Source organism: Coleofasciculus sp. FACHB-542 (assembly GCF_014695825.1).
Lineage (GTDB): Bacteria > Cyanobacteriota > Cyanobacteriia > Cyanobacteriales > FACHB-T130 > FACHB-T130.
The window spans coordinates 55,044-67,070 of sequence record NZ_JACJPB010000031.1 but is presented as its reverse complement, the minus strand read 5'-3'; the positions used below and the strand labels follow the sequence as shown (position 1 = coordinate 67,070).

At 49.5% G+C, this 12,027-nt stretch carries 13 protein-coding genes; 6 read left to right on the top strand and 7 right to left on the bottom strand.

Going from position 1 to position 12,027, the window contains the following annotated elements; translation table 11 throughout:
• Positions 1–42: 42 nt before the first annotated feature.
• The 4 genes from psbE to H6F52_RS10705 all read left to right on the top strand — a co-directional run bounded on the left by psbE (position 43) and on the right by H6F52_RS10705 (position 1,095).
• Positions 43–288: a cytochrome b559 subunit alpha gene (psbE, locus tag H6F52_RS10720; protein ID WP_190410997.1), complete on the top strand. Its 246-nt coding sequence runs from the start codon at positions 43–45 to the stop codon at positions 286–288.
• 369 nt (positions 289–657) lie between these two features.
• Positions 658–792, top strand: a complete 135-nt coding sequence (psbF, locus tag H6F52_RS10715) for a cytochrome b559 subunit beta (protein WP_190410996.1) — start codon at positions 658–660, stop codon at positions 790–792.
• 13 nt (positions 793–805) lie between these two features.
• Positions 806–928, top strand: coding sequence for a photosystem II reaction center protein L (locus H6F52_RS10710; RefSeq protein WP_190410995.1), 123 nt, complete (start codon positions 806–808; stop codon positions 926–928).
• A 47-nt stretch (positions 929–975) separates the two neighbouring features.
• Positions 976–1,095, top strand: coding sequence for a photosystem II reaction center protein J (locus H6F52_RS10705; RefSeq protein WP_190410994.1), 120 nt, complete (start codon positions 976–978; stop codon positions 1,093–1,095).
• A gap of 117 nt (positions 1,096–1,212) precedes the next feature.
• Here the strand turns inward: H6F52_RS10705 and psaI are convergent, their stop codons facing one another.
• From psaI to H6F52_RS10670, 7 genes are all read right to left on the bottom strand, one after another.
• A complete protein-coding gene (psaI, locus tag H6F52_RS10700; protein WP_190410993.1) occupies positions 1,213–1,329 on the bottom strand; it encodes a photosystem I reaction center subunit VIII in 117 nt (38 codons plus the stop codon).
• A gap of 95 nt (positions 1,330–1,424) precedes the next feature.
• Positions 1,425–4,514 (bottom strand): hypothetical protein, encoded by a 3,090-nt coding sequence (locus tag H6F52_RS25225; protein ID WP_199300510.1) that lies wholly within the window; start codon positions 4,512–4,514, stop codon positions 1,425–1,427.
• Positions 4,515–4,636: 122 nt separating this feature from the next.
• Entirely contained in the window at positions 4,637–5,920 is a 1,284-nt protein-coding gene (gene hisS, locus H6F52_RS10690) for a histidine--tRNA ligase (RefSeq protein ID WP_190534455.1), read from the bottom strand.
• 153 nt (positions 5,921–6,073) lie between these two features.
• Positions 6,074–6,355: a hypothetical protein gene (locus H6F52_RS10685; protein WP_190534452.1), complete on the bottom strand. Its 282-nt coding sequence runs from the start codon at positions 6,353–6,355 to the stop codon at positions 6,074–6,076.
• A 37-nt stretch (positions 6,356–6,392) separates the two neighbouring features.
• A complete protein-coding gene (locus tag H6F52_RS10680) occupies positions 6,393–7,400 on the bottom strand; it encodes a hypothetical protein (protein ID WP_190534449.1) in 1,008 nt (335 codons plus the stop codon).
• A gap of 211 nt (positions 7,401–7,611) precedes the next feature.
• A complete protein-coding gene (locus H6F52_RS10675; RefSeq protein ID WP_190534447.1) occupies positions 7,612–8,388 on the bottom strand; it encodes an RNA polymerase sigma factor SigF in 777 nt (258 codons plus the stop codon).
• Between the two features lie 417 nt (positions 8,389–8,805).
• Positions 8,806–9,645, bottom strand: a complete 840-nt coding sequence (locus H6F52_RS10670; protein WP_190410988.1) for a photosystem II manganese-stabilizing polypeptide — start codon at positions 9,643–9,645, stop codon at positions 8,806–8,808.
• A gap of 241 nt (positions 9,646–9,886) precedes the next feature.
• Between H6F52_RS10670 and H6F52_RS10665 the strand changes: the two genes are divergently transcribed.
• Both H6F52_RS10665 and H6F52_RS10660 read left to right on the top strand, forming a co-directional pair.
• Positions 9,887–10,246: a hypothetical protein gene (locus H6F52_RS10665; RefSeq protein WP_190411053.1), complete on the top strand. Its 360-nt coding sequence runs from the start codon at positions 9,887–9,889 to the stop codon at positions 10,244–10,246.
• Positions 10,247–10,393: 147 nt separating this feature from the next.
• Entirely contained in the window at positions 10,394–11,839 is a 1,446-nt protein-coding gene (locus H6F52_RS10660) for a phosphoglucomutase/phosphomannomutase family protein (protein ID WP_190534445.1), read from the top strand.
• The last annotated feature ends 188 nt before the right edge of the window (positions 11,840–12,027 follow it).

Genomic DNA, 12,027 nt, shown 5'->3' with positions numbered 1-12,027 from the left:
TAATTAAGTTAGCTTTTAATTGTTGTCAGAGGAGGAATCTGAATGGCTGGTACAACTGGAGAGCGTCCATTTTCGGACATTATTACAAGCGTTCGTTACTGGGTAATTCACAGCATCACCATCCCTGCATTATTTATTGCAGGCTGGCTATTTGTTAGCACAGGTCTTGCATACGATGCCTTTGGGACACCCCGCCCCAACGAGTATTACACCCAAACTCGGCAGGAAGTGCCGATTGTTCAAGATCGCTTTGAATCCAAGCAACAAATCGAGGATTTTATAAAATAAGCGGGCAGTCTCTAGACATCGCTGGGTGTGAAAATAAAAGCACCTATTTGTGTTAGGATTGCCGGGGCAATTTTGGCTGGATTTGATGCAAAAAAGGGATTAAAAGTACCGCATCAATTCGGCTCTAAAGAGCGAACGGGAATCCAGTTTGATACATCGGTAGTGAAGTACCGTAGGTATACGGAAGTGTTTGGAAAAAGAATCACCTCTAGCTTGTTGGAGGAGACTTCAAAGGGTCAGTAGGCTCAATATAGGTTTACGAAGCCCTTTTTGCAGGAAAAGCTTTCCCGTTACGGTACAAAAAGTCCCATTTCTATCAAAAGAATTGGGAGTGTCAACAAGTAAGTCGTTTAAAAGAGGTGGCAAAACATGACTACTAATACGCCCAATCAGCCAGTTTCATATCCCATTTTTACCGTTAGATGGCTAGCGGTTCATACGCTGGCTGTCCCAACAATCTTTTTCTTGGGCGCGATCGCTTCTATGCAATTTATTCAACGATAGGAGAAACCTAATCATGCCAGAACGGAGTCCAAATCCCAATAATCAACCAGTTGAGTTAAACCGTACTTCTCTTTACTTGGGCTTGCTACTGGTTTTTGTCCTTGGTATCCTGTTTTCCAGTTATTTCTTTAACTAACTGGGCTTGACTGCATCATTTTTAAGTTTAATTAGGAGGGAAAAGCTGTGTCTGGAAGTGGAAGAATCCCGTTGTGGATTGTAGCTACCGTCGCTGGTCTGGGCGCGATCGCTGTGCTAGGTGTTTTCTTCTATGGTGCCTACGCTGGTCTAGGCTCCTCTTTGTAGAGAAAAGCTGGGTAATCAACTAGATTTGAGAGAACTCTCATCAAATCATCAAAAAAAACCGCCTCTCTGACTAGAACAGGCGGTTTTTTCCATTGCCCAACTAATGCCCAGCTAAAGTTAAATTCCCGTGGGATCTTCGTGTTCAATGTAAAGAAACAAGAAGGCCATCGCGACAGCCGGGAAGATCAAGCCAGTTAGCGGCACTAGGATTGAGGGTAAGAATGAAGCTCCCATCTTTAAATTTCCTATTTTAATGAAACAGCTTTCGTAATTGAATTTACAGTGAATTGGTAGCCAAAAACCGAATCATAAAAATTTTTAACAAGCGCCTAATCCGCAAACTCATCTAGCGACCAGTTGGGCAAATCGGGGGGAATAACTATACGGTCAACAGTTACTTTATGGCTCTCTCGTTGGGTATAAGTATCAACCGCGACAGCTTCAAAACGGATTTCTACGCTCCCAAATGGCACAGTTAGTTGAGTCGTTGCCTCTAGGGATTCTAAACCAGTAGGGATAAAATCGACTAGCCACCGCGGGCCATCCAGCAGCGATCGCGTTTGGCGGTCATGCACCCACAGCTTGACATAGAGCCGGGGGGACTCAGATCGCAACGTCAGGCGGACAGCCAACGGTTGTCCGGCAATCAGTTCGCCTTCGGGTAAAACTAGCTCAGGCTCTGGCACGGGTTCCTCGTCCAGCGACGATGGCTGCGGTTCTGGGGGAACCCCCCGCCCCGCATTGGCAAAACGCGATCGCCCTGGTTGTACCCCCCTTGAGGAAGCTTCTCGCGAGCCATACCCGCCTCGCCCACTGGTGCTGGGAGGGAGTTCAGAAGGATCATCGTCTACCACAATTTCTCGCTCTGTCCAGTTAACCGCAGACTCTGCCATCGATAAAACATTCTTAGCCATCTCAACCGGGTTCTGCGGAGTTGCTGGCAGTTGACCAGAGGCGGCTCCCACCTCTTGGGAATTGTTCGTTGCATCGCTGGCAATACCGCCATCTTCACCCAATTCTTCCTCCAACTCTGGGAGGGGAGGTTGTTGGTCAAGCAATAGTGCTACAAGTTCCCAGTCTGTCGGCATTGGTGGCAAACGGTCATCAGTTTCCCCCTGCGGCTCGGCGGCAGTTGCTTCGGTGCCATCCGCAGCGTCACCATCCGCAACGTCATCATCCGCAACGTCAGCGTCTTCGCTGCCCTCGGTCAGATCTGCTGAAGGCTCTGCTTCCTCGGTAGATTCCTCCTCCGTTGCAAATACCTCTTCCGGTTGCAGCCATGCTGAAGATTCCTCATCCGTTGCCAGGTCGTTCAACCGGGACAAAAAACGATCTTGCAGCTTCAGGGTCGCAAAAGCCGTATCTAAGGGCGATGCTTGAGAGTCAGCGGAGAGATGCGCTTCTCTTTGTTCGGCGGAGTGTTCAGCGGAGTGTTCTGCTCCCTCGATATCAGAAGCATCTTCAACACCTACGTCCTGCTGACTATGCAAATCTGTATCGGCATCAGCGCTGGCATCTGTTCCATCGGATTCCTCTGGACGCTGCCAAGTCTGAGCTAAGTGATTCAATAAATTATCAAATAACTGCTCTACATCAGGCGCAGCCCCCTCAGGAGGGGCGGCATCAACATGTTGGGGAGGATTTAGTGCAGAAGATAAATCTTCCTCTTTCGCAGCGGATGTGTCGCCATTCTCGATGCGCTCGGTTGCAGGCATCGCATCAGAAATCACCGGAAGTTTAAGCGATCGATTAACTGGATTGGCAGGATCGGGTCGATAAAGTTGCGGGGGGAGGGATACCACCGGCGGGGGTTCAGAAGTCACTGATGTATTGCGATCGCCCAAAGCGAGAATGTCCTCAGGCTCATCGCTATCGGTTGCCTCCCCGTTCCCTGTTGCCTCAGTATCGGAAGCAATTGCTGGAAGTTCCGGGGGTTTAAGCGCTGCAATGGCAGGATCGGATTTAGCAATCTGCTCCGGTAGGGGTTTATTAGGTAAAGGTTCTAAGTGCAGCAGCGGAGTATCTTTTGCCGTTTCCACCAGATCGAGGAAAGATGAATCGATCGGGGGTGTCTCTCCCAAAAGAGAATCTAATGGCGGGTTCAATAAATTTGCGTGCTGTTTATCGTGAGCGATCGCATCGAGCAAGTCTTCCAAATCGGCTGTCACGGTAAAGGCGTGAGTCACCAAGACTGTCTCAGCCGCATCGATTAACGTGACTTCTCCTAAAATCAAACGGGTTTGGCAATTTTCGGGCAGCTCTAAATTACAGCTAAAAGAAAAACTCGGCACCTGTTCGGGTATCAGCTGCTGGACATCTACCAAGATTTGTGAGTTTTGCGGATCGCGCATTTCAATTCGCAGTACGTCTGGCGGCAAAAGATGCAAATCCCTAAAACTGTCTAGGATCTCTACTTGTCCGCTGAAGGCAATCAGCTCTCCTCGACGCACGACCAGCGTCTCCCGATCGAGGGTCAGTCGGATCGGTGCTTCATCAATTTCAGGTGGCTCAGTTTCTGCTGAGTAACTTCTTCCGGCGGCAGCAAAGGAAAGCTCCGACGAGTTACTGACAGGGGGAGACGTTAAGGAATCGCGGGAAAACTCACTCTGCGGGATAGCTCCACGAGCCGTAGATGTCGGCTCAAACGCTTGCCAGACGGGATCGACGACTTCCTGTAAGATTTCGTCCACCATTTGTAGCGAGTGTTCTACGAGGCGGCTGACGGGCACTGCCGCCTTTGGAGGGGTGCGGTTGAGTGCCGTCTCCCATCTTTGTGCCTCCGATGCCCCGAAAGAGAGGAATAATTCATTGACTGCCTCATCATCGTCTTCTTCCCAGCCAGCATTAGTCATCGCCTCTGTCACTGATTCGTCCTCTGGGGAAGGAGGCACTGGATTCGGAAGGTCAACGTCGGCGGTGAGCGTTTCAGTGGTTGTCGGGGCAGAGTTAACGGGGCGGTCAGCGGCAGAACCTGCGGATGATTCTTGGACGGTTTCGGTAGCGACACCTACCTGGGCACTCCAAACGGGTCGCATGTGTCCAACTAAATCGACATCTGCATCTGCCGGGGTGGTTGGAAAAACCTGGAATTGAATTGCCTGCTGCCAAGTGTTGCCGAGGAAATCTGACATGATATCGCCAGAGCAACGCAACTCCCAGCGCCCCGACTTGAGATAGGTGAAGGGAATGACCACCATCAAGCCTTCGGCGTTGGTGCGGCGCGATCGCTTCTGAAACCGCCGCTTGGGGGGAACTTCCTCAGTGCTGTCATAGGTGATGCGAATTTCCACCTCGGTGTTGGGACGGCTGGAGTGAGCAACCACCCGATACCGACCTTCTTGGATTTCCACACTTGGCGTCTCTAGGGAGAGCCAGGAAGAATCACCCTCTTGTTGTATTAGAAATTGCCAGTATTCCATAGGAGGCAAGCAGCAAGCATAAAGGATGAAGTATAAAGGATGAAGTTATTAGAGGCGCGGCTGAAAGACAGTGTGACGTATTATTACACGCCAAACTTCACACTTCATACTTCATATTCTTGTTACCTTTTTACTTTAATCTGCTGCCGCAGTTCCTCAATCGTTCCTAATAATTCACTTTGAGCGATCGCACTCTGCTCTTTCGATGCCATCCACTTCAGCTTGACAGTTCGGTTCTCTGCTTCCTCTTCTCCCAAAACCAAGCAAGCAACTGCACCGCTACGGTCAGCCCTAGCGAACTGCTTTTTAAAAGCACTTCCACTCAGGTCTAGATCCACGCTAAACCCAGCTTGACGTAATTTTTGAGCTAATTGTAAAGCTTGAGATTCTGCTTTCTCGCCTCTGGAAACAACGTAAAAATCCAACGCCGGGACGGGTGCCTCTTGCAGCTGTTGCAGCAAGATGATCAAGCGTTCTAAGCCCATTGCCCAACCCACGGCTGGTGTCTTGGGTCCCCCTAGTTCTGCTACCAGCCCATCGTAGCGTCCCCCACCACAGACAGTTGCTTGCGCTCCTAGGTCGTCTGAGATAATTTCAAAGGCAATATGAGTGTAGTAATCCAGACCGCGCACCAGACGCGGATTGAGTTGGTAGGCAATCCCCAAATCAGCCAGACGTGCTTGGATTTGCTCAAAATAGCGACAAGAATCTGAACTCAGATAATCCAAGATACTGGGAGCATCTTGAACAATTTCTTGCGTCCGCCGATCCTTACTATCCAGTATCCGTAATGGATTGCGACTCAGCCGTACCTGCGAATCCGAGTCCAACTCTTCTTTGTAGGGAATCAGGTAATCTACCAGTGCTTGCCGGTAACGCTGTCGATCTTCAGGATTTCCTACTGAGTTAATATCCATGCGGAGATTTTTTAGACCGAGGGTTTGCAGAATATCGGTTGCGATCGCGATCACCTCTGCATCTGCCCTCGAATCGGCAGTCCCCAACACCTCTACACCCAGCTGGTGAAATTGCCGCTGTCGTCCCTTCTGGGGAGCTTCGTAACGAAACATCGGCCCCAAATACCAGAGGCGCTGAATCCCACTTTTGACATCAAGAGCGTGTTCAATATAAGAGCGCACAACCCCAGCCGTTCCCTCCGGTCTCAGGGTCATGGAATAGGGATTGTCCCCCCGACTCTTGAAGGTATACATTTCCTTCCCTACCACATCTGTGGTTTCGCCAATCCCGCGCTCAAATAGCGTCGTCAGCTCAAAAATCGGGGTGCGAATTTCTTGATAAGCCGCTCTGCTTAGAATATCCCGTGCGATCGATTCTACCCATTGCCAGTAACCGATCTCTTCGGGCAGAATATCCCGCGTTCCCCGTATCGCTTGAATGCTTCCCATTGTTTAGACTTTAGATTTTAGTGAGTGTCATGAGTTTTTCACCCCCAGGATTTTAACTTTACCCCCTTCGGGGATTCGGGGTTAGGTCATTGCAATGGCGAAAACTTCATGACACTGAAGATTTTAGATTCAATCCCATCTAAAATCCAAAAATTATTGGTTTTCCTCCCAAGGGCAATAGCGCTGACTATAGTAGTCCAAAATCTGCGTGACCCATTGGCGACTCAATGAATCAGCATCTTCTGCATACTGAATCCACAAGCCGCCAATTTGGCTTTGATAATAGTCGAACGATTGCCCCGAAGGCTGGGGAACCAAACCTGTGTCTACCCCTCCCACCTGACGCAAATGAGCAGCAATTTCCCGATATACCGCTAAGGGTAATCCAGGGAAGCGAATTTCATACCGCAGGCGTTCTCCTCCAGCAGTCTGCACCTTTCAACTCCTACAACAACTGAATCGTGGTACTTGTTTAAGCTTGAGGAGAGCCATTGATTCCTGGCTCCTTCGCAGGAGCAACAGCCGTCGGTGTACCGGGTTGATCGGGCGTTGCCACTGGTTTTTCCCCAACCCGTCTGGCAACTTCTCTGCCGTATTGCTCCAGAATCACTACCGGACTGGCACCATTATTGACTTCAATCCGCTTGACTAGCACCTGCCCATTAGATAAGCGCTGTCCCACTCCGACGTAGCGACTTGGCTCGTTTGGTACCCTCACAATTGCCTGAGGTTCACCCCCCACCTGAACCACTCCTGTGACTTCTACACTTCTTGCCAAGTTTGGTTCTGGTAGCGGTGGCAGTTTGGGTAGAAGTGGCGCGGGAGCCGGAATCCGAGGAGCCGTAGCAATCCGGCTACCTGGAGTTATACCGTTTCTGTTCCCTGGAGATGTAGCGTTTCTCCTACCCGCAGTCGCCCCATTCCCATTTCTAGCACCTGGAGTGGTAGTGGGGCGTATCGTCGTCCTGCCGCCTGCGTTCCCCCGACTGCCAGCATTCCCTCCGCCTCCAGCGGTTCTGGAAGGTCTGACAGGGGGCAGGGGTGGCGGTACGGGAATCACTCGACGCCCAGGAGTCAAACCCTGAGGAGGAGCTACACCAGGAGCCGGAAACGGAGGGGGAGGCGAACCCGAACCCGTCTCGTTTGGTGTCACTTCCACAATTGGTTTCAGGGGAACAAGTGCAAACGGATCTTGCCGCCCTTTCTGAATTTCTCGCAGCCGCACATCAGAGTTCGTAGATGGAATCAAGCCAGAAAGCCCAGGAACGCTTGCCGGTTTTTGGGCAACCGTCGGATTGGGAAAAGTTGACTTGCCTACAGGAGTTTGCGGGGCTATTGGTGAAGCAGTTGGTACAGCAGACGGAGCGGGAACTGGAACAATGCTAGGGCTAGGAGCTACAGCCGTATCCTCTCCCTGTGAACATCCACCCGCTAACACAGCAAGTATTCCCAACAACGCAATCCATGAATGTTGACGCATGACCAGTCTCCCAGAGCTTTACCTGCATCCGCCCATAGAAATTCCCTGTTTGCTTTCAACAGTTCTAAATATATGCGGATAATTTATTTTATTAAATGTGTGCAAAAACACCCATCTATATATTCAGTTTACTGGACAGAGATCGATCCATCGCTTTTGTGTTCCTTATCTTCAAAGAATCGGGAATCTCAGTTTCCGGTTGTTGGAAGAATCAATCGTCAATCCCTACCATTGACTTTTTCAGTGCATCCAGTCCCTTTTTTACCCGCCGAGAAACGGTCACAACACTGATATCTAAGCGTTCTGCAACTTCTTTTTGCGTTAAGTCGTGTAAGAAAACAAATTCCAAGATTTCGCGGGTTCGCTTTTCTAGCTGAACTAAAGCTTGTTGTAGGCGAAGCTGGTCTTCTTGCGCTAACTGAAAACTCCGATATTGCGGGTCTGGGACGATTTCACCTAAGCAAGTTTCACCTTCCGAACCATCCCCTAGGGGTACATCTAAGCTTACAAGTTCGCGGTTTTGAAAGGCCAACTTGATTTCCTGCCATTCTGCCTGTGAAATTTCTAGCTTTGCTGCCACCTCTGGATCGGTAGGAGGTCGGTTGTACTTCTGCTGGAAATACCGCGTCAAAGAAACTGCCTGATAGTGCAGTGCTTCCCAACGCCGAGGAATGCGGAATGAGCCGCCTTTATCCCGTAAATAGTGCTGAATTTCTCCGCGAATGTAGGGGATAGCAAAGGAACTGAAGGCGTGACCCTTGGACAAGTCAAAGCGCTCAATTGCTCGAATTAAACCTAAACAGCCGACTTGAAGCAAGTCTTCGTAACTTTCTGTACACTGATTAGTCCAGTGATGTGCTTCTTTTCTCACCAATCCAAAATTCAGTTTTACCAGCTGATTGCGAACAGTATCTAAACGATTTTGCTGGTACTCTCGCAACAGCCGTAAGCTTTCATGCTTCAGTTCAGGAGTGGCAGTGCTATACATATACGAAGTTCAGTTGGTAGAGTGGCCCGGTTAAAAACGTTTGTTTCAGTTATATTCTGTTTTTGAAGTGGGTGCTGTGATACTAAACATAGGTTGCGATAACAAAACTTTAAGCCGGAAAGCGAACAAATGCAGTTGGGGAAACGCCCAGGAATGTAGCCTTTTCCCCAAATTGCGATAAGTTGCTTTCTTTTCCTCGCTTCAAAATTCAGTTTATTCTCTGAACCTGGTCAATTACAACAGCATTTTCACCGAGAAACTCTCTTGTGGGAATCACTCACATGATTGCGGAGTGTAGGCAGAAGGATTAAACAGCAGATGCTGACCTTGCTAAGGAAAAGAAAAAAGGGGTTCCAAACCCCTTTTCTTCACCTGCAAGCAAAGCCAAGCAGCGTGGCTCGGTGCTAACGAGCAGATTTAAGCCTGGTCTGGTGAAATCCGAGCATAGAAAATGCCGCGAATTTTCACTTCCTTAGCTTCACCAGCGCCCAGATCGGTATCGGATGGCTGTTCGCTCTCAAATGTACCGGCAATTTCACCTGTGGCGTTATCCACTTTAGCGACTTGGAGAGAAATTTCGCCCTTAAGGGTTTCAGCACGCTTCACATTGGCACGTGTCAGTGCTTCCTGATCGGCTTGACTGGGGAGTGCTACTGCATTGTCATAACCAGTGACAACACCGCGACCCTTGGGATCGAGGAAAGCTGCTCCCCGATAGGAGGGAACGTTAAATTCGCCTTCAAAGTCAGTCGAGGTGTTAATACTGTCCATTCCTGGCTGGCTTTTGGCAACCAGATTTTTGATCGTGAATAGAAAGGGTACTCGCTCACCACCCGGTAGCTGGACGGTAATAGCTTGGAAGTCGAGACCATCCTGTTCAATAAAGGTCAAACGACGATCTTGATCAACTTGCAATTTACCCAGCACCTGGTCGATGCTAGAAGTAAACCGGGTCAACAACTTACCCTGAACGAATTGGGCGGATTGACGTTTGTTTGTAGATTCTTCTTTGACAAAGAAGCTGGTTGGCTGTAGGCACAGATTCGTCAAAGCATACGACTGTCCAGGCTGAATGGGAATGGCACCGCGTGTCGTTTCTGACAGTTGCGGGCAGTTATTCGCAAGCCCGGTACCTCGAATTTGGTCGTAAGTGAGTGGAGTGGGAACACTGGTCGCAGCTGCTGGACCTTCACTACAAGCAGTTAATACTCCCAAGCACAAAGCTAGGAAGGCAACAATGAAAGCGCGATACCTCATGGTCAACCTCAAATATTTAATCTAGGAATCCCTACCAGTAGAATCTGATATTGGGCTTAAGTTACAACAGACAAAAGTGAAATTCTTAATCAGGCTCGGAATGGTTCGGCTCAGAATCTCTACAGTGAATTTTACAAGGCTTTGTGTTGCCTTTATCCTGAAGCTCAGTGTAAATTGACCATTCCAGTCAGTGAAAGACTCGGTTAAAGTTGAGTTGATCAAACGGAGTAAAGGGGATGGCGTGAACAGCGATCAGAATTTAGAATTGGGGCTTTTGAAGCCGGAACTGCAAGCGATCGCTACTTCTGTTCGCGCTTTGGCACAGACTTGCCAGGGGGATACTCTGGCTCTGTTGGCGTTGCTGCGGGCGTTAGAAAGTTGGCATCGTGAGATTCGAGATACTGTGTTTCAAGCGTCTTTACCGGATAATCGTCAGGCTCTATATGCCCTGCTGAAGGATATGGAAGAAGAAGGCGGCTGGCCTTATATTGAGCGCATGAAGGTGCGATCGCTGTTGGAAAAGCTCTCAGCCGCAGAATCGCCCAATTCTTCACACCCTCTACCACTGGAGTCAGAAACTCACCCACCTCAGCCTGGTTGAAGTTACACGGTTGAAGGCAAAACTCTTTCACTGGCGTGGCTCTAGGCGTGTGAAGTTGTCAATCTTTATTGGGCTATAGAGTACAACAGATGCTAAGATCCTCCAGTTATTAATGCAATCTCTGAACACTAACCCCCTGCTTAATTTATGCCGGTTGCTGTTAATCCGATTAAGTTTGGTACAGATGGCTGGCGAGGCATCATCGCCGCAGACTTTACGTTTGAGCGGGTGGCTTTGGTAGCACCGTTGGCGGCACAAGTCCTGGCAAATGTCTATGGCGAGACGACGGGTAGCCGCACAATTATTGTGGGTTATGACCGGCGCTTTATGGCGGAAACGTTCGCCCGTAAAGCGGCCCAAGTCGTGCAAGCAGCCGGATTTGAGGTGCTGCTGAGCAGTAGTTATGCCCCCACACCGGCATTCAGCTGGGCGGCTTATCAACGGAGAGCTTTGGGAGCTTTGGTGATAACCGCTAGTCACAATCCCGGATCATATTTAGGGTTAAAAGTCAAGGGTGCATTTGGAGGATCGGTACCCCCGGAAATTACTCAGCAGATTGAAGCGTTGTTAGAGAAGGAATCGTCACCTGACTCGACGATGGCGGGAAGCTTGGAGATGTTCGACCCGTGGCCCAATTACTGCGAAGCGCTACGGGCGAAAGTGGATATTACTTGCATTCAGGATGCGATCGCCCAACATAAGCTTGCTGTCTTTGCTGATGTGATGCACGGTGCTGCTGCGACAGGACTAGAACAACTGCTGCAAACGCCAATCCAGGAAATTAATAGTTCCCGCGATCCTTTATTTGGTGGCAGTGCACCGGAACCTTTGCCGCGTTACCTTTCCCAGATGTTTCGGCAGATGCGGACTCACCGACGCCGCAGCGGTGATGGGTTGGCAGTGGGGTTTGTATTTGATGGAGATAGCGATCGCATTGCGGCTGTCGATGGACAGGGAAATTTCCTCAGTTCCCAAATCCTCATCCCAATTTTGATCGAACATATGGCATCTCGGCGGGGATTGACGGGCGAAGTCGTTAAAACAGTGAGTGGTTCCGACTTGTTTCCCCGCGTTGCCTCCCTGTACAATCTGCCAGTATATGAGACGCCTATTGGATACAAGTACATCGCCGACCGGATGCTAACGACTCAGGTGTTAGTCGGTGGTGAAGAGTCGGGAGGGATTGGCTACGGCAATCATATTCCAGAACGGGATGGGCTGTTGTCAGCGCTGTATCTGCTAGAAGCGATCGCGCAATCAGGAATGGATCTCAGCGATCTTTACCAGCGCTTGCAGGAGAAAACTGGCTTTCATTCTGCCTACGACCGCATTGACCTACCATTAGCGAGTATGGAAGTGCGATCGCGCCTGCTAGAACAATTACAAAATACACCCTTAACTGAGATTGCCGGTCGGTCGGTAATTGATTGCCTAACGATTGATGGTTATAAGTTCCGGTTAGCCGATGATAGTTGGTTGATGATTCGCTTCAGCGGAACCGAACCCGTTTTGCGGTTGTACTGCGAAGCGCCAACGCTGAAACAAGTTCATCACACCTTAGAGTGGGCGAACAAGTGGGCAAATTCAGTTTAAGCCCTACAAAGTATCTAGCTTGGTACCCAATGCCCGTAGTTTCGCAACAAAAAGGAATCGGCTCAAGCTTGAGCCGATTCCTTTTTGTGAATAAGCAAAAATAAATTTCAATGCTGAGTAAACCAGACACTTTAAACACTCCTTTTGGTTCATGATTAGGAATGCAGAATGCCAAAGAATTGCATCAT

What these genes read in the sequence shown, in the direction of transcription:
- psbE (WP_190410997.1), top strand. Translation starts at nt 43, where the DNA reads ATGGCTGGTACAACTGGAGAGCGTCCATTTTCGGACATTATTACAAGC.
- psbF (WP_190410996.1), top strand. Translation starts at nt 658, where the DNA reads ATGACTACTAATACGCCCAATCAGCCAGTTTCATATCCCATTTTTACC.
- H6F52_RS10710 (WP_190410995.1), top strand. Translation starts at nt 806, where the DNA reads ATGCCAGAACGGAGTCCAAATCCCAATAATCAACCAGTTGAGTTAAAC.
- psaI (WP_190410993.1), bottom strand. Translation starts at nt 1,329, where the DNA reads ATGGGAGCTTCATTCTTACCCTCAATCCTAGTGCCGCTAACTGGCTTG.
- H6F52_RS25225 (WP_199300510.1), bottom strand. Translation starts at nt 4,514, where the DNA reads ATGGAATACTGGCAATTTCTAATACAACAAGAGGGTGATTCTTCCTGG.
- hisS (WP_190534455.1), bottom strand. Translation starts at nt 5,920, where the DNA reads ATGGGAAGCATTCAAGCGATACGGGGAACGCGGGATATTCTGCCCGAA.
- H6F52_RS10680 (WP_190534449.1), bottom strand. Translation starts at nt 7,400, where the DNA reads ATGCGTCAACATTCATGGATTGCGTTGTTGGGAATACTTGCTGTGTTA.
- H6F52_RS10675 (WP_190534447.1), bottom strand. Translation starts at nt 8,388, where the DNA reads ATGTATAGCACTGCCACTCCTGAACTGAAGCATGAAAGCTTACGGCTG.
- H6F52_RS10670 (WP_190410988.1), bottom strand. Translation starts at nt 9,645, where the DNA reads ATGAGGTATCGCGCTTTCATTGTTGCCTTCCTAGCTTTGTGCTTGGGA.
- H6F52_RS10660 (WP_190534445.1), top strand. Translation starts at nt 10,394, where the DNA reads ATGCCGGTTGCTGTTAATCCGATTAAGTTTGGTACAGATGGCTGGCGA.